General features: G+C 68.2%; 15 protein-coding genes. 13 read left to right on the forward strand and 2 right to left on the reverse strand.

Going from position 1 to position 16,690, the window contains the following annotated elements:
* Position 1: 1 nt before the first annotated feature.
* Positions 2-1,951 carry a helix-turn-helix domain-containing protein gene (locus tag IF655_RS26275; protein ID WP_199587604.1) on the reverse strand — a complete coding sequence of 650 codons (1,950 nt, stop codon included), beginning with the start codon at positions 1,949-1,951 and terminating at the stop codon, positions 2-4.
* A 311-nt stretch (positions 1,952-2,262) separates the two neighbouring features.
* Here IF655_RS26275 and IF655_RS26280 point away from each other — a divergent pair, with 311 nt between their 5' ends.
* Positions 2,263-3,051 (forward strand): 50S ribosomal protein L11 methyltransferase, encoded by a 789-nt coding sequence (locus IF655_RS26280; RefSeq protein WP_199587605.1) that lies wholly within the window; start codon positions 2,263-2,265, stop codon positions 3,049-3,051.
* On the opposite strand, the gene IF655_RS26285 is transcribed toward IF655_RS26280, so the two are convergent.
* Entirely contained in the window at positions 3,039-4,121 is a 1,083-nt protein-coding gene (locus IF655_RS26285; RefSeq protein WP_307815068.1) for a transaldolase family protein, read from the reverse strand. The two genes, IF655_RS26280 and IF655_RS26285, sit on opposite strands and share 13 nt — an antisense overlap.
* A gap of 405 nt (positions 4,122-4,526) precedes the next feature.
* On the opposite strand from IF655_RS26285, the gene IF655_RS26290 reads away from it, so the two are divergent.
* From IF655_RS26290 to IF655_RS26345, 12 genes are all read left to right on the forward strand, one after another.
* Positions 4,527-4,934, forward strand: coding sequence for a cupin domain-containing protein (locus IF655_RS26290; protein ID WP_199587607.1), 408 nt, complete (start codon positions 4,527-4,529; stop codon positions 4,932-4,934).
* A gap of 71 nt (positions 4,935-5,005) precedes the next feature.
* Positions 5,006-6,667 (forward strand): FAD-binding oxidoreductase, encoded by a 1,662-nt coding sequence (locus IF655_RS26295; protein ID WP_199587608.1) that lies wholly within the window; start codon positions 5,006-5,008, stop codon positions 6,665-6,667.
* A gap of 8 nt (positions 6,668-6,675) precedes the next feature.
* Positions 6,676-8,142, forward strand: coding sequence for an MFS transporter (locus IF655_RS26300; RefSeq protein WP_307815069.1), 1,467 nt, complete (start codon positions 6,676-6,678; stop codon positions 8,140-8,142).
* Positions 8,143-8,210: 68 nt separating this feature from the next.
* A complete protein-coding gene (locus IF655_RS26305; RefSeq protein WP_199587609.1) occupies positions 8,211-8,972 on the forward strand; it encodes an SDR family NAD(P)-dependent oxidoreductase in 762 nt (253 codons plus the stop codon).
* Positions 8,973-9,217: 245 nt separating this feature from the next.
* Entirely contained in the window at positions 9,218-10,402 is a 1,185-nt protein-coding gene (locus IF655_RS26310) for a 3-deoxy-7-phosphoheptulonate synthase (protein WP_199587610.1), read from the forward strand.
* The gene (locus IF655_RS26315; protein WP_199587611.1) at positions 10,402-11,172 is read left to right on the forward strand and encodes a 2,3-dihydro-2,3-dihydroxybenzoate dehydrogenase; all 771 of its coding nucleotides are present in this window, start codon (positions 10,402-10,404) and stop codon (positions 11,170-11,172) included. Before IF655_RS26310 ends, IF655_RS26315 begins: the two co-directional genes overlap by 1 nt.
* A 25-nt stretch (positions 11,173-11,197) precedes the next feature.
* Positions 11,198-11,839, forward strand: a complete 642-nt coding sequence (locus IF655_RS26320; protein WP_199587612.1) for an isochorismatase family protein — start codon at positions 11,198-11,200, stop codon at positions 11,837-11,839.
* A complete protein-coding gene (locus IF655_RS26325) occupies positions 11,836-13,740 on the forward strand; it encodes an anthranilate synthase family protein (protein ID WP_199587613.1) in 1,905 nt (634 codons plus the stop codon). Before IF655_RS26320 ends, IF655_RS26325 begins: the two co-directional genes overlap by 4 nt.
* The gene (locus IF655_RS26330) at positions 13,728-14,060 is read left to right on the forward strand and encodes a hypothetical protein (protein WP_199587614.1); all 333 of its coding nucleotides are present in this window, start codon (positions 13,728-13,730) and stop codon (positions 14,058-14,060) included. Before IF655_RS26325 ends, IF655_RS26330 begins: the two co-directional genes overlap by 13 nt.
* A gap of 38 nt (positions 14,061-14,098) precedes the next feature.
* Positions 14,099-15,397 carry a 3-phosphoshikimate 1-carboxyvinyltransferase gene (gene aroA, locus IF655_RS26335; RefSeq protein ID WP_199587615.1) on the forward strand — a complete coding sequence of 433 codons (1,299 nt, stop codon included), beginning with the start codon at positions 14,099-14,101 and terminating at the stop codon, positions 15,395-15,397.
* Positions 15,394-16,581, forward strand: coding sequence for a 3-hydroxybenzoate 6-monooxygenase (locus tag IF655_RS26340; protein WP_199587616.1), 1,188 nt, complete (start codon positions 15,394-15,396; stop codon positions 16,579-16,581). The genes aroA and IF655_RS26340 overlap by 4 nt, the downstream gene beginning before the upstream one ends.
* A partial coding sequence (locus IF655_RS26345) for a chorismate synthase (protein ID WP_199587617.1) occupies positions 16,578-16,690 on the forward strand: 113 nt, incomplete at its 3' end. The genes IF655_RS26340 and IF655_RS26345, both read left to right, overlap by 4 nt.

Here is a 16,690-nt window from a genome sequence, read left to right on the forward strand (position 1 = left end):
CTTATGAGGACGACTCCGACGGGGCCGACCCTCCGCTGCCCCGGGTCGGCCCTGTGCTCCCGTGCCGGTGCTGCAAGGTGCGCCGCGTGCGATGCAGCCGAAGAGCAAGCTGGATTTCGAGGGCACGTTCCGGCCCCTGCCAGTCCTCTCCGAGGAGTTCGGTGAGGCGATCCAACCGTCTGGACACCGTGTTGGGATGCACGTGCAGGTCCGACGCGGCGCGCGTCGGACTGGAGGAGGAGGCGAAATAGGCTTCAAGCGTACGGATCAGCTCGGTGAAACGCTGGGCGTCGTAATCCAGTACCGGGCCGATCACGGACTCGATGTAGTCGCCGACATCGTGAGTTTCCGAGAGCAGGACGCCAAGGAATCCCATCTGCTGCGGGGTGGCGACACAGCCCAGGTTGCCCAGCTCGGTGAGCGCTTCCAGGCAGCTGAGAGCCTCGCGGTGGGCCCGGGCCACGCGCCCCGGGCCCGAGACGGGTCCGGCCGCTCCGATCGTCACGGGGTGACCGACGAGCGGCGTGAGTTCTCTGGACACCGCCGTGGCCGCGCGCAGTGGATCCTCACCGGGAACGAGCAGCGTCACACAGCCGTCCCGGAACCTCGTGAGCCCGGACACACGATGGGCGTACGACGATGCCCATGCCGCGGCTCGGCCTTCCGAACCGCCCTCCGGTCTGGCCACCACCATCACATGCGGTTCGTCGATGGCGATGCCGAGTCGGCGTGCCCGCGTGATCAGTTGGCGTGGCTGCGACCGGATGTCGCTGAGCAACTCCTCCAGCAGTTCGTCACGGATCTGGTCGTGGGCGACGGTCGACGTGCGTTGCAGCAGCAGGATGAGAGCCACGGCCCGGGCGGTGAGCTGGAGCAGTCGTACTCCGAAGCCATCGGTGAGGGGTTCGTCGGGGACCAGCAGAATGGCGCCGAGGTTCTCCCCGCCGGCCGTGACCGGTGCCACCCAGCCACCGCTCTCGGACATGGGTACGGGGCAGCCCGCGGCGTGGGCGTCATAGGTCCACCGGAGGACATCGTCCTCAACGAGTACGGGCGGCGTACCGGTCACCACGACCGTGCGCCCGACACAGTCCCTGACGACCAGAGCCCCCGACAGTTCCTTGGCCGCCGCTTCGGCGAGAGTCTGCGGATCGCATCCGTCGAGCACCAGGTCGATCAGCCGGATGTAAGCGGCCTCGACGCGACGTTGCACGCTGAGGCTGCTCCTGGCACGGGAGGTGTCCAGTTCCAGCTCGGTCACCTCGGCTCGAGTCTCCTCGAGCAGCCGGACGCGCTCGATGGCGACGCCCGCGAGCTTGCCGAGCGAGCGCATGAGACTGATCTCGTCCGGCGTGAGGTGCCGTACCTTCCGGTCGGCCCCGTAAAGAGTGCCGAAAACCGTGGTGCCGTGGCCAAGGGGCACCGCCAGGATGGCATGCAGGCCCTCGGCCCTTACGACGGAATCGATGTCGGGGGAGTGCGGAATCTCCTTGTCGGCAAGGTAGTCCGGGCTCCAGGCGGGCGCCCCGGTCCGCTGCACCAGGCTGCCGAGGCCAGAGTCCTCGGAGGTTTCCAGGCCGACGCTGCGTGAGGTCGTCTCCCCCTCCGCCGCTCGGATGGAGGAGAACCCGGCATCGGCACTCGTGTGCCGCAGCCCTATGTACGCCATGTCGAAATTCAGCAGCCGACGTGCTCGCCGCGTGATCTCATGCAGGAGCGCGTCCATCCCGTGCACCAGGGTGAGATCGTGAGCGGTGTCCACCAGCGCGGCCAGTCCCGCCTCGCGCTGCTGCGCGTGACTGATCAGAGCTTGGACACGCGCGGCCAGTCGTACGGCTTGATCGAGCTCTGCGCGGCTGGTGTCGGACGCCCCTTCACGCCGGGCGTCGCGCAGCAGTTCCTCGAACCGCGCTGCCGGCGCCCGCTCGGCGAGCAGTTCCAGCACTGCCATCACGTCCGGCGAGGCGGCCGACCCCGGTCCCCCCGTCATTAAACCCCCCGTGATCAGGCATGTCGTCGCCTGAGAGCCTAAGCTCGAGGCACGACGGCTGCAATCGTTCGCCCGATACGGTCGCACAGGAGTTCGCTGGATGGTGGCCGTCTCACCACTCTGCGTGGTCAGGTGTGTGGTGCCGCCACCTGCCGCTCGTCCGGGTCGGCGCGGAAGGATCGGGCCGGGGCCCGTAGGCACCGGGACGTGAAGAGTGACCGGGAACGCCACAGGCGCTTTCTCCGGAGCACAGAGGGGAACGTCGGGACGGGATGTCCGAAATCAAGAGCTATCTGCGTTCACTCGAGCGCAGCCGCGACTCCATGCGAGCCGAGAACCGGCCCAAGGTCTTCTCGCTGCGCGGACGGGAGTGGGACCTGTGCGACACGGTCTTCGCACCCCTGCACGCGGGCACCACCGAGATTGTTCTCGACATACTCGGCCTCTCCGACCCCACGCACCCGTGGCGGGGCACTTTTCTGGAGATCGGCTGTGGCACCGGAGTCGTCGCCGTGACAGCGGCACTGGCGGGCTGCGAGAGGGTCATCGCCTCGGACATCAACCCGGCCGCGGTGGCCAACGCCGCGCTCAACGCGCGGCGGCACGAGGTCGCCGACCGGCTCCAAGCCGTGCACAGCGACCTTTTTGAAGACCTGCCCGCGGAGCTCCGCTTCGACACCATCATCTGGAGCTCTCCCTACGTCCGCGCACCGGAGGACTTCCAGTTCGGCACTCCCCTCGAACGCGCGTATGTGGACCCCGGATACCAGGCGCATCACAGATATGTGGATGAGGCCCCACGCCGGCTGACAGACGGCGGCAGGGCTCTCCTGCACTTCAGCAGTCGGGGAGACATGGAGGGACTGCGCCGGATCGCCGAGGAGACGGGACGCCGGCTGCGCATACTCAGCAGGAGTGTGGTGGTCGACAGGGACGATCTGGTCGAGCATTTCCTGGTGGAAGTACGTGCCGACGGAAAGACGCCTGAGACACGCGACACGACTGGGCGCGAGGAAGCGTCCGGGGCCAGGCACGCGCGCACGATGCCTCAGCCCGCCTGAACCACCGTCAACAACCGCTCCCACACAGCACGTTCCCTTTCGATCGCCGCGACCTCCAGGTCCCGCGCGATCGAGTCGAAGGTGACGCCCACCCGTCCGAGTTCGTCCAACGTCCGGCAGGCGGAGCCATGCTCGCCGGACAGCGTGTCGCCGTGGAATCCCTCACGGTGCCGCAGTTCTTCGAGTGCCGCCTGGGGAAGCGCGTGGGAGGTCATCCAGGCGATGACCCGCTCGACCCGGTCCAGTGCGGACCGAGGGGATTCCGGTGCGTTCTCCGAGGTCCAGAGGAGCCGTTGGGGACGGGCCCCCTCGGCCACGAGTGAGCGCCAGTCGGAACAGCCGAGGCTCTCCTCATAGCGGTGGTAGACGAGCTGGGCGACGGCCACCCCGGCATACCCGCGCAGCACTGCGGCGTGGGGCCTCGCCGGACCGTCCAGCAGGGCATCGACACCCGCGTTCAGGTGGCCGACGTCCACGGAGACGAGGGAGGCGACGGCGGACGCCGTGTGCCCGTCGGCCGTGGCACGTTCCAGGCCGCGGAAATAGGCATCCACCGCCTGGACATACCGTGGAACGGAGTAGACGGAGGCGATGTGCACCCCGACCCCGTGCGCCAGCAGTTCGCCGACGGCGACGAGACCTTCGCCCGTGGCCGGGATCCTGATCAGCAGGTTGGGGCGGTCGACCAGCTCCGCGAGCCGCTTGGACCGGCCTGTCACCGCCTCGGCGTCCGAGGCGAGGCCGGGCGCGATGCCGAGCGAGACCCAGCCCTGCATACCGTTCGTCGCCCGGAACACGGGTTCCAGAGCCGTACAGGCCGCCCGGGCGTCCTCGGCGAGGAGTGCGTAGACGCGTTCCTCCGCGGAGGCGGCCGTGGTCGAAAGCCGGTTCAGCTGATCGTGATAAGCGGTGGTGTCGGTCATCGCCCGCACAACGGCCGCGGGCCGGGAGACAACCCCACCCACCAGCCCTTCGGCCACCAGTCTCTCCAGGCTGCCGTCGAGCAGCCGGCCACGGTGGAAGTCGTCCAGCCAGAGCCCGACCCCCTCCGCCGTGAGCTGTTCCAGCACACCACCGCGTTTCGAGCGCGACCAAGTGGCCAATGACTGCCTCCACTTCAGCAGCCGGACAGACGTAAAGGGCAGCCGTCATCCTACGGCCTCGAATTACACGCCCATACATTGAGTGATAACGACCGAGTTACCGAGCGGTCACATCGCGGACACCTGACAAAGTAAGCGGTGCGAGTTGCATGTCGGATCGCCATGTGTTCACAAGGGAAAAGATGTTGCACCTGACAAACTAATCCCACCGATGTTGCAGACGACGAGAGCGGCGTGTGAGGCTCCCGGCCAACTGGTGCGTGAGTGAATGCAGCGTTCTCTGGAGGCATCTTGACCGCGGGGCTCGACGGACGATCGCCGGTGATTCGCCGGGAAGGCGAGGGAATTTCTCGGCTCTGGGGGAAAGGGTCGGTGGTCACCACCAAGCTCTCCGCCGAGGAGACCGGAGGCGCATTGGGAATCACGCACTTCAGCGCGGTGGCGGGCGAGCGCGCACCACGCCATACCCACACCCTCGAGGATGAGATCTTCATCATCGAAGGAGGGGAAGTCCGTCTCACCGTCGGAGATCGCGCCGAAACCATTCACGACGCCGGAGTGCTCTTCCTTCCGCGCGGCATACCGCACTCCTATCTGGTGGAGAGTGAGACCGCCCGCTTCTACGTCATCACCACACCCGGCGGATTCGAGAGGTTCTTCTCGGAGGCCGGATATCCGACTGAACTCGGAAGTTCGGCACCGGTTGCCGAATCGTGGTCCGTCGACCGCACCGTGGAATTCGCGGAGAACCTCGGCCTCGGCATGGTCTGGGGCGGCTGACCGCTCCGCATCGCCGGCCTTGTGCGACTGCCCAGAATCTTGTATCGACAGAGAAAGAGAACGCGAGTTCCATGAGAAGACGAAGCGTCCTGACCGGTACGGCCGTCGCGATAGCCGCCACCGCCCTGGAAGGCGGTCCCCTCACCACCGCCGCGACCGCTGCCTCCGCCACCACTGATGCCGACGCCGTCACCGTCCTTCCGAGTGATCCGCGCTACGCAGACCTGGTCATCGGCAACAACACGCGCTGGGTCGCCCAGCCCGACTCGGTCCGGCTGGTGCGCACCACCGAGCAAGTGGTGCGGGCCGTCCAGGAAGCCGTGGACGGCAACAAGCGGATCTCGGTGCGCAGCGGAGGCCACTGCTACGCCGACTTCGTGTTCAACTCCACGGTGCGGGTCGTGATCGACACCTCTCTGCTCGACACCGTCGCGTACGACGAGAAGCTCAACGCCTTCGAAATAGGCGCGGGTTCGACGCTTCTCCATGTGTACGACTCCCTGTTCAAGGGATGGGGCATCACCATTCCGGGCGGCATGTGCTACTCGGTGGGGGCAGGAGGCCACATCAGCGGCGGCGGCTACGGAATGCTGTCCCGACGACACGGTCTGACCGTCGACCACCTTTATGCCGTCGAAGTCGTCGTGGTCGACGCGAGCGGCAAGGCTCGCAGCGTGGTGGCCACCCGTGAGGCCGACGACCCCAACCGCGACCTGTGGTGGGCGCACACGGGCGGTGGCGGCGGCAACTTCGGCGTCATCACGCGGTACTGGTTCCGCAGCCCTGGCGCCACGGGCACCGACCCCGCTTCGCTGCTGCCCAAGCCCCCGAAGGAGGTTCTCGTCAGCGCGGTCGCCCTTCCCTGGAGCGAGCTGGACAAGGACTCCTTCACCTCACTCGTGCAGAAGTTCGGTGCCTGGCACGAGAAGAACGGCGCGGCCGACTCCTCCGCTGCCTCGCTGTGCAGCTTCCTGATGATGAATCACAAGTCGAACGGAAGCATCGGGCTGCTCACTCAGATCGATGCCACCGTCCCCGACGCGGAGAAGGTGCTCGACGACTTTCTCAGCGAGGTCACCTCAGCACTGTCCGACAACGCTGTCCGCCCGATGTCCGAGCCGGTCGGAGAACTGAGCGCGCTGCCGGACCTGTTCACGCCGCAGCGTCTTCCGTGGCTGCACTCCGTCAAGCTGCTGGGCACGAGCAACCCGACCCTGACGAATCCGTCTCTGCGCGGCCACCACAAGTCCGCCTATCTGCGCAAGAACGTCACCGGGGCACAGGCCGCCGCGATGTACCAGCACCTGACGCGCACCGACCACGAGAACGCCGCGTCCATGGTCGTTCTGCTCTCCTACGGCGGGAAGATCAACTCGGTGGGCTCCGGCGACACCGCCTCCGCACAGCGTGACTCGATCTTCAAGGGGCTCTTCCAGAGTTTCTGGTCGAGCGCCGCCGACGACGACGCGAACATCGGCTGGGTGCGCGACGTGTACGGCGAGGTCTTCTCCGCCACCGGCGGATATCCCGTACCGGGCGCGGCCACGGACGGCTGCTACATCAATTACCCGGACGCGGACATCACCAACACGAAGGTCAACACCACGGGCGTGCCCTGGTCCACGCTCTACTACAAGGGCAACTACCCGCGGCTGCAGCAGGTCAAGGCCGCCTACGACCCTCGGAACACCTTCAGGCACTCGCAGTCCATCGCCCTTCCCGACCACACGTGAGGCGAGCCGTGCAGCAGCATGACATCGCTGCGGCCGAACGGTCCGACCCGGCCCGAACGGCTGCCGAAGCCGCACGCGACAGGAGAAGGAGTCTCGCCTTCTCCCTGCTCGCGTCCGTCCAGTTCGTACTCATCCTCGCGATGAGCGTGCTCAACGTCGTCCTCCCGGACATACAGAAGGAGTTCGGGCTCGGTCGCGCTGAACTCGCCTTGCTGTCGGCGTCCTACGGCATGTCGTTCAGCGGGCTGCTGCTTCTGGGCGGCCGCCTGTCCGACCTGTACGGAACCCGCCGCGTCTTCCTGCTGGGTACCGCGGTGTTCGGCGTCAGTTCGGCACTGGCTGGAATGTCCACGGGGCTGTGGATGCTGCTGATCGCGCGCTTCGTCCAAGGGGCCGGTGCCGCGATGGCCGTACCGGCCGCGATGTCGCTGGTGAGCGTCGTGCATCCCGAACCCGCCCGGCATGCTCGGGCCATGGCCGTATGGGGCGGCCTCGCCGCCTCCGGCGGGACCGCCGGGATGCTTCTGTCCGGGGTGGTGGCTTCGTCGAACTCCTGGCGCTGGGCGTTCGTCGTGCCTGTCGTCGTGGCGGCCACGACCCTCGTCGCCGCCCCGAAGCTGATCCCCGAGGGCGTGGCTCCCCGCAGCGGTCGGCTGGACGTTCTCGGAGCCGTTCTGGTCACCACGGGTATCGCACTGCTCAGCTACGGTCTGGTGGAGGCACCGGAGCGCGGATGGACCTCCCCGGTCGCGCTGGGCACCCTGGCCGGCGGTGGTGCGCTGCTGCTGGGCTTCCTCGTCGCGGAGGCACGCGTACGGCAGCCGCTCCTGCCGCTGTCCTTCCCCGCGTCGCCCCGCCGGGCGGTGGCACTCCTGGCTGTCTTCCTGGGCGCCGCCGGAATCACCACGATCTTCTTCATGCTCGCGCTGTACTTCCAGGAGGTCCGGGGCTATTCCGCGCTGGAGACATCGGCGGCGTTCCTGCCCTTCGGCCTGACTCTGGTCGTCAGCGGCCTGTGTGTGGGCAGGCTGGTGCAGCGCTTCGGCCCACGCGCGGTGCTGGTCGTGGGGCTCGCGCTCGCCGGACTGGGGCTGGCGGCGCTGGGCAGGCTCGGCACAGACACGCCGTACGTCGGTGTGGTGCTCGCCGGACTGGTGCTGTTCCCGGCCGGGGCGGCGCTCGTCTTCGCCGGGTCCACCGTCACGGCGACCACCGACGTCCCGCAGGATCAGGCCGGTCTCGCCGGGGCGGTGGTCAACACCGCGCTCGAGGCCGGGCCCGCCATCGGCCTCGCCGTCCTGGTGACGCTGGCCACAGGACACACCACTGATCTGGTGCACACGGGCAAGAGCGCGGCATCCGCCCTGACCGCAGGCTACGGGTTCGCCTTCACCGCTGCCGCCGTGGCGTTCGAGGCCGCCGCGCTGTGCACGTTCGTCCTGCTGCGCCCGCGCCCCTCCGGAGACATCGGCTGAAAAGCCGACCCCTCCCCTCGCGGGCTCACTGTTTTCCATCACTACGACATGCGCCAAGGAGCATCCACATGACCGCCCGTTTCAAGGACAAGGTCGTTGTCGTCACCGGGGCCGGCTCCGGCATCGGCCGAGCAAGCGCCAGGGCGTTCGCCCGTGAGGGCGCCACGGTGGTCGCCGCCGGCGCCCGACCGGAGTCCATCGAGGAGACCGTGCGGCTCGTCGAAGAGGAGGGCGGCATCGCGAACGCCGTCGTCGCCGACGTGACCCGGCCCGAAGACCTGGAGCGCCTGGTGCGCACCACGGTGGAGAGCCACGGCGGCCTTCATGTCGCGCACAACAACGCGGGTGTCTTCGGCAAGCCGACGCCGGTCGGTGACCTGGACCTGGCCGTGTGGCAGTCCGTGCTGGACGTCAACCTGAACGGCGTCCTGTTCAGCATGCGGCAGGAGATCGCCCACATGCGAGCGCATGGTGGTGGCGTCATCGTCAACACCGCCTCCAACATCGGCTACCACGGTCGCCGCCCCGGCATGGCCGCCTACGCCGCCTCCAAGGCCGCGGTGAGCACGCTCACCCGCGTCGCCGCCCTGGACCACATCAAGGACGGCATCCGGATCAACGCCGTCAGCCCCGGAGCCACCGACACCACCATGTCCCTGCGGCCCGGCGAGACCGACGCCGATCGTGCGGCCCGGCTGGCCACGGCCGTCCCGATCGGCCGCGTCGCGACGACGGACGAGATCGTGAACGCCGTGCTCTGGCTGGCGTCCGACGAGTCGAGCTTCGTCGTGGGCCAGGATCTCGTCGTCGACGGCGGTGTCACCAGCTGATCCTTTCCCCGTCTCTCCGCTGAAATGCGACGTCCCGGCTTCATGGCTCATCAGGCCACGGCGCCGGGACGCATGCTTTTTCGGAACTTCACAACTCATCCCAGTAAATTCTTTCCGCTCCGCCGGAACATGACGAAGTAACCACTCTCCCCTTCACGGGCATTCCACATTTCCGCACAATCGATGAAAGCACCTCACGAGTTCAACCGAATGAATCCTTCTTCATTCCCACGAGAGGAACCGAGTTGGACAGCGAGCTCGCTCACATCGAATCGCTCCCCGCTCTGCAGCAGCCCGATTGGCAGGATCATCCGGACACGGAGCGAGCGAGGCGGGAACTGAGCACGCTGCCGCCGCTCGTCAACGCTGCCGACGTGACCCAGTTGCACGAGCACCTGAAGGCGGTCGCCCAGGGCCACGCGCAGGTCGTCCAGGCCGGTGACTGCGCCGAGGACTGGGCCGAGAACGGCCGCGTGGACGTGGCCCGCAAGGCGGCCGTGCTCGACCTCCTGGCCGGCGTCATGCAGGTCAACGCGGGCAAGCCCGTGGTGCGGGTGGGCCGACTCGCCGGCCAGTACGCCAAGCCCCGGTCCAAGCCCACCGAAACGGTCCAGGGGATAGAACTTCCCGTTTACCGAGGTCACATGGTGAACGACCCGAACCCCGACCCGGTCCTGCGCCGGCCCGACCCCCGACGCCTGCTGACCGGCCATCGCGCCGCTCACGGGGTCATGGAGCACCTCGGCTGGACCGGGAGCGTACGGCGCGCGCAAGCCCCCGTGTGGACCAGTCACGAGGCTCTGCTGCTCGACTACGAGCTGCCCATGCTGCGCCGACAGGACGACGGCAGCCTGCTGCTCGCCTCGACGCACTGGCCCTGGATCGGTGAACGGACCCGGCAGGTGGACGGCGCCCACGTCGGGCTGCTGGCGGCCGTGCGGAACCCGGTGGCCTGCAAGGTGGGACCGTCCATGGCGCCGGAGGAACTGCTGCGTCTGTGCGAGCGGCTGGACCCCGGCCGTCTCCCGGGTCGGCTCACACTCATCGCGCGCATGGGCGCCGGCGTCGCGCCCGGGAAACTTCCCGGGCTGGTCGCGGCGGTACGCGACGCCGGGCATCCGGTGATCTGGCTGTCCGACCCGATGCACGGCAACACCGAGTGCGGGCCCGACGGCCTGAAGACCCGCTTCGTGAAGAGCGTCATACGCGAAGTGGAGGAATTCCAGGAAGCCGTGTCGCAAGGCGGTGGAATTTCCGGAGGTCTGCATCTGGAAACCACGCCGGATCATGTCACGGAATGTGTCGCCGACATCGCTTTCCTGGGTTCGGTCGGGGACAAGTACACCAGTTTCTGCGACCCGCGCCTCAATCCCCGACAGGCCGTGGAAGTCGCCTCCGCCTGGCGTCGCCGAAAAGGAGATTCTCACTGATGCGGGAAAAGATCGTGCTGGTCACGGGAGCCGCGGGCGGAATCGGTGAAGCGGTCGTCCGCACCCTGGGCGAACGCGGTGTCCGGGTCGCCGCCGTGGACAGGGAAAGTGCCCGGCTGAGCGAGATGGCCGGAAAGCTGGCCGCCGAAGGACTGCGGGTAAGGGCGTTCCCCGCCGATGTCACGACGAGCTCCGACGCCGATCGCGTGGTGGCCGACGTCGAGAACACTCTGGGCCCGCTCGACCATCTGGTCAACGGGGCCGGTGTGCTGCGCCTGGCAAAGACCCGGGACCTCACCGACGCGGACTGGGCGGCAACGTTCGCGGTCAATGCCACCGGTGTGTTCTTCATGTCGCGTGCGGCGGTCACCCGCATGATCCCGCGTCGTTCCGGGGCTGTCGTGACCATCGCCTCCAACGCGGCGGGCACGGCGCGCATGGACATGGCCGCGTACTCGGCGTCCAAGGCCGCGGCCACCATGTTCACCAAGTGCCTGGGTCTCGAGGTCGCCCAGTACGGCATCCGGTGCAACGTGGTCGCCCCGGGCTCCACCGAGACACCGATGCTCACGTCCATGTGGAAGGACGACCAGAGCCGCACCTCGACCCTCGAAGGCTCGCCCGACGCCTATCGCGTGGGTATACCGCTCGGCAAGCTGGCCCGCCCTTCGGACGTGGCCGAGGCGGTGGCGTTCCTCCTCTCGGATCAGGCCTCGCACATCACCATGCACGACCTCACCGTCGACGGCGGCGCGACCCTCGGCGTCTGACGACCCAAGCGATACGAGGAAAACCATGCCAGGGATACCCTCCATCCAGCCCTACCCCATGCCTCAGGCCGAGGAGCTGCCCGTCAACACGGCGGCGTGGCAGGCCGATCCGGACCGCGCCGTGCTGCTCGTCCACGACATGCAGCGGTACTTCCTCCGGCAGTTCCCCGAGACGGAAACGCCCGGCGCCGATCTCGTGCGGAACGCGACCCTGATCCGGGAGCAGGCGGTCGCCTCCGGCATGCCCGTCGCGTACACCGCGCAGCCGGGCGGCATGACGGACGAACAGCGCGGTCTGCTCAAGGACTTCTGGGGGGCCGGTATGCGCGTCGACCCGGCCGACCGGCAGGTGATCGAGCCGCTCACACCGGGCCCGGACGACTGGCTGCTCACCAAGTGGCGCTACAGCGCGTTCTTCCGGTCCGATCTGCTGGACCGGATGCGTGCCCATGGACGCGACCAGCTGATCCTCTGCGGGGTGTACGCGCACATCGGTGTGCTGTCCACCGCGGTGGAAGCCTTCACCAACGACATCGAGACGTTTCTGGTGGCCGACGCCGTCGCCGACTTCACCGAGGCATACCACCGGATGGCCCTCGACTACGCCGCCGAGCGTTGTGCCGTGGTCACCACGACCAAGTCCGTGATCGGGGAACTGCGCCGATGAACAAGGAGAACCCCGAGGCGGGACACGCTCTCCTCGACCGCGTCCTCGGGTCGCGTCCGCCCGCCTTCGCACTGCTGCACCGCCCCGAGGCAGGCGGCTCGGACCGGCTCGAGGTGCTGACGGGAAGGACGTCCACGGTCGATTGCGTGGACCGGATTCCCCTGGCCGCGACGTCCGATCCGGACGCCGGGGCGCGCCAGGAGGTCCTGGCGCTGATCCCTTACCGCCAGCTGGCCGAGCGTGGCTTCACCTGTGCGGATGACGGCGAGCCCTTGATCGCGCTCACGGTGGAGGAGCAGGGTTCCATCGCGGTGAACGACGCGCTGCGGCGGCTGCCGGATGTGCCGGTCACGCTCAGCGGAGCCGGCTTCGACCTGGACGACGACGAATACGCCGGGATCGTCCGCAAGGTGATCTCCGACGAGATCGGGACCGGCGAGGGCGCGAACTTCGTCATCAAAAGATCGTTCGTCGCCGACATCACCGACTACACGGTGCACAGCGCCCTCACGTTCTTCCGGCGGCTGCTGGAGCGGGAGCAAGGGGCGTACTGGACGTTCGTCGTACACACAGGCGACCGTACCTTCGTCGGCGCCTCCCCCGAGCGGCATGTGAGCCTGCGCGCCGGCCGGGCCGTGATGAACCCGATCAGCGGCACGTACCGCTATCCGTCCTCCGGCCCCACTCTGCCGGGCGTGATGGACTTCCTCGCCGACCGCAAGGAAGCCGACGAGCTGTACATGGTCGTCGACGAGGAACTGAAGATGATGGCGCGGATCTGTGACCCCGCTCCTCGCGTGGTGGGTCCGTATCTGAAGGAAATGGCGCGGCTGGCGCACACCGAGTACTTCATCGAGGGCGCGAGCGACCACGACCCCCGCACGATCCTGCGGGAGACCATGTTCGCGCCGACCGTGACGGGAAGCCCCCTGGAGAGCGCCTGCCGGGTCATCAACCGGTACGAGCCCCGCGGACGCGGCTACTACAGCGGCGTCGTCGCTCTCATCGGAGAGGACGAGCGGGGACGCCGCACGATGGACTCGTCGATCCTCATCCGGACCGCCGACATCGACGCGTCGGGCCGGCTGAACATCGGCGTCGGCGCCACCCTGGTACGGCATTCCGACCCGGACTCGGAGGTCGACGAGACCCGGGCCAAGGCGGCGGGGCTCCTCGCCGCACTCGGCACCGACGGCTCCGCGCGCTTCGCCGAGCACCCGCGCGTACGCCAGGCCCTCGAGCAGCGCAACGCCTCGATCGCCGATTTCTGGATCGGTGAGAGCTCCCGCCAGGCCGACCAGAGCACGGAACTGGCCGGACGCCGGGTCCTGGTGGTGGACGCGGAGGACACCTTCACCTCCATGATCAGCCATCAGCTGCGGGCCATGGGGCTGAAGCCGACAGTCCGGCGCTTCGACGAGCCGTACTCCTTCGACGACCACGAGCTCGTCGTCATGGGCCCCGGTCCCGGCGATCCACGCGCCACGCGAACCCCCAAGATCGCGCACCTGCGGACCGCGCTCAGCACGCTCCTCGACCAGCGCCGCCCCTTCCTCGCCGTCTGTCTGAGCCATCAGGTGCTCAGCACCCTGCTCGGTCTGGACCTGGTGCGCCGGGAGCTGCCCAACCAGGGCGTTCAGCGGGAGATCGATCTGTTCGGAACGCCCGAACGGGTCGGCTTCTACAACACGTTCGCCGCACGCAGCGCGCTCGATGTCGTCGACGTCCCCGGCGTGGGACTCGTCGAGGCGAGCCGGGATCACGGCACGGACGAAGTCCACGCGCTGCGTGGTCCCGGCTTCGCCTCGATGCAGTTCCACCCGGAGTCCGTACTCACCCAGGACGGGATACGCATCGTCGGTGACGCGCTCATCGGGGTGATGCGCTCATGCGGGCAGTGATCGCGTGGTGGGACCTCGGCCGGTCCGAGCAGACCATCGCCTCGCTCCGGGATTTTCTGCGCGACGAGGCCGTGGACCGCTTCTCCCAGGTACGAGGGCTGCGCCTGAAGGTGTGGATCTCGGACGAGCGCACCGACCGGTGGGGCGCCGTCTTCCTGTGGGAGTCGGCGGAGGCCGCGGCCGCCCCCATACCGGCCAGAGCCGCCGAACTCATCGGCTATCCGCCCACCGAACGGCACGTCTTCGACATCGAGGCGACCACGGAAGGTGAGTACGACACCGTCCGGCTGGCCCGTCTGGGCCTCGCCTTCACCAGCTGAGCCAAGCTCCCCGACGTGCCACGTGCCGGAGGACGACCATGACAGACACGCCCGCACACGCTGCCGGGAGAGCGGCTCGCATCCCCGGTTCCAAGAGCATCACCAACCGTGCCCTGCTGCTGGCCGCGGCCGCGACGGGCACTTCTCGGCTGCGGTCCCCGCTCGTCAGCGCCGACACCGTCGCCTTCCGTACGGCGCTGGAGAACCTCGGGTGCCGGGTCGAAAGGCAGAGCCACGACCAGGTATGGGAGGTCACCGGTGCCGGATGCGGCCCCACGGGAGATGCCCACGTCTGGTGTGAGGACGCAGGAACGGCTGCTCGCTTCCTGCCGCCCTTCGTCGCCACCGGTCACGGCCGGTTCGTGTTCGACGGCAGTGCCCAGCTCAGGGCTCGTCCGCTGGGTCCGCTGGCCGAGACGCTGACCGCGCTGGGAGGCACGGTCACGACCGGGCCGAGCGGCGGCCTGCCCATGACCGTGGGGGCCGATGGACTCGACGGCGGCGCGATCACCGTGGACTCCTCGCTGAGCAGTCAGTTCCTGTCCGGACTGCTGATGGCGGCCCCGCTGATGCGATCACCGGTGGCCTTCACGGTCGACAGCCTGGTCAGCCGTCCGTACATCGCCATGACGCTGGCTCTGATGCGCCGGTTCGGCGCGAAGGTCACTGAACGACCGGGGGACGTCATCGAAGTCCAGCCGGGTGGCTACGGCTCCGCGACCCTCACCGTGGAACCCGATGCCTCCACCGCCTCCTACGTCTTCGCGGCCGCCACGGTCACGGGTACCACCGTCACGGTGCCCGGGCTGGGCCGCGGCAGCCTCCAGGGCGATCTGCGCTTCGTCGACGTACTGCGGCGGCTCGGAGCACGGGTACAGGTCACGGAGTCGGCCACGGTCGTCGCGGGGGACGGCCGGCTGCGCGGAGGTTTCTCCGTCGACATGGGGGAGATCTCGGACACCTTCATGACCCTCGCGGCCATCGCTCCTCTCGCGGACGCGCCCATCACCGTGCGCGGCATCGCCCACGCCCGTCTCAAGGAGTCGGACCGTATCGCCGCTGTCGCGCAGAACTTGCGCGCCCTCGGGGTGGACACGGACGAAGGCCGGGACTGGATCACCATTCACCCCGGCAGTCCGCTGGGCACCCGTATCGCCTGCCGTCGCGATCATCGAATCGGCATGGCCTTCTCCGTCCTCGGACTCCGTGTCCCCGGAATCACGCTCGACGACCCGTCCTGCGTCGGAAAGACCTTCCCCGGGTTCCACGAGGAGCTGCGACGGCTCTTTCCCCCTACCTCTCGACCAGCTTCCCCACTGCGACAAGGATCACGATGAAGGCAATCATTGCCGGGGGCGGTATAGGCGGCCTCGCGGCGGCACTGAGCATCGCGCACCACGGCCACCAGGTCGTCGTGCTCGAACGAAGGGACACCTTCAGCGAGTTGGGCGCGGGCATCCAGCTGGGTCCGAACGCCTTCCACGCCCTGGACCACCTGGGAGTCGGCGCGGCGGCGCGGCGGCACGCCGTGCACATCGACGAGTTGCGGTTCATGGACGGCACCACCGGTCAGCGGGTGGCGAGCATGCCGCTCACCGGCGCGTACCGCACCCGCTTCGGCAACCCGTACGCCGTCGTGCACCGAGGTGATCTCTATCAGGCCCTCCTCGACGGCTGCGTCGCGGAGCGGAACATCACCCTGAACACGAAGTGTTCCGTGTCCGGGTACGAACAGGACGCGGAAGGGGTCACAGCGGTCACCGACACCGGACGGCGTGTCACCGGCGACGTGCTCATCGGCGCCGACGGCATCCGATCCGCCGTGCGCGCTCGGCTCGTAGGGGACGGCGCGCCACGCGTGTCGGGCCACACGATCTACCGGTCCGTGATCCCCATGGACCAGGTTCCCCCGGAACTGCGCTGGAACACCGTCACGTTGTGGGCCGGACCCAAGTGGCACTTCGTCCACTACCCCATCGGCGGAGGGAAGTTCCTCAACCTGGCGGTCACCCGGGACGACGGGGCAAGCGAAGTCGTGGTCGGCAGGCCCGCCGAGCGGGCTCATGTCCTGTCCGAGTTCCCCGCGCTGAGCGAGACCGCCCGCCAGCTGCTGGAACTGGGGGCCGACTGGAAGGAATGGGTCCTGTGCGACCGCGATCCGGTCGAGCGCTGGACGGACGGCCGCGTCGCCCTTCTTGGTGACGCCGCCCATCCCATGCTCCAATACGCGGCCCAGGGCGCCTGCATGGCCCTCGAGGACGCCGTCCTCATCGGACAGCTCCTGGCAGAGGCCGAGGGGGACGTCCCCCAGCTCCTGGAGAAGTACAACGCCGAGCGGTACGAGCGCACCGCGAAGGTGCAACAGGTGGCCCGTGCCATGGGTGAGCAGCTCTACCATCCGGCCGGGGAGGCCGCCGCTGCCCGCAACTCGATGCTGTCGGCCTTCACGATCGACGAACTGTACGACGAGGTCGAGTGGCTGCACGGAGCTCGTGTCGGCGGATCCGGGGGGCACCGTTGAGCAGGCTGCGTTGGCTGACCGCGGGGGAGTCGCATGGCCCCGCACTCGTCGCGACGCTGGAGGGACTTCCCGCCGGCGTGCCGATCACCACCGAGATGGTGGCGGATCA

The sequence above is a fragment of the Streptomyces sp. DSM 110735 genome, assembly GCF_016482685.1.
Classification (GTDB): Bacteria; Actinomycetota; Actinomycetes; order Streptomycetales; family Streptomycetaceae; genus Streptomyces.

Excerpts from the sequence above, each read along its gene's own strand:
- IF655_RS26280 (WP_199587605.1), top strand. The coding sequence starts at position 2,263 with ATGTCCGAAATCAAGAGCTATCTGCGTTCACTCGAGCGCAGCCGCGAC.
- aroA (WP_199587615.1), top strand. The coding sequence starts at position 14,099 with ATGACAGACACGCCCGCACACGCTGCCGGGAGAGCGGCTCGCATCCCC.
- IF655_RS26325 (WP_199587613.1), top strand. The coding sequence starts at position 11,836 with ATGAACAAGGAGAACCCCGAGGCGGGACACGCTCTCCTCGACCGCGTC.
- IF655_RS26295 (WP_199587608.1), top strand. The coding sequence starts at position 5,006 with ATGAGAAGACGAAGCGTCCTGACCGGTACGGCCGTCGCGATAGCCGCC.
- IF655_RS26340 (WP_199587616.1), top strand. The coding sequence starts at position 15,394 with ATGAAGGCAATCATTGCCGGGGGCGGTATAGGCGGCCTCGCGGCGGCA.
- IF655_RS26330 (WP_199587614.1), top strand. The coding sequence starts at position 13,728 with ATGCGGGCAGTGATCGCGTGGTGGGACCTCGGCCGGTCCGAGCAGACC.
- IF655_RS26315 (WP_199587611.1), top strand. The coding sequence starts at position 10,402 with ATGCGGGAAAAGATCGTGCTGGTCACGGGAGCCGCGGGCGGAATCGGT.
- IF655_RS26305 (WP_199587609.1), top strand. The coding sequence starts at position 8,211 with ATGACCGCCCGTTTCAAGGACAAGGTCGTTGTCGTCACCGGGGCCGGC.
- IF655_RS26320 (WP_199587612.1), top strand. The coding sequence starts at position 11,198 with ATGCCAGGGATACCCTCCATCCAGCCCTACCCCATGCCTCAGGCCGAG.
- IF655_RS26275 (WP_199587604.1), bottom strand. The coding sequence starts at position 1,951 with ATGGCAGTGCTGGAACTGCTCGCCGAGCGGGCGCCGGCAGCGCGGTTC.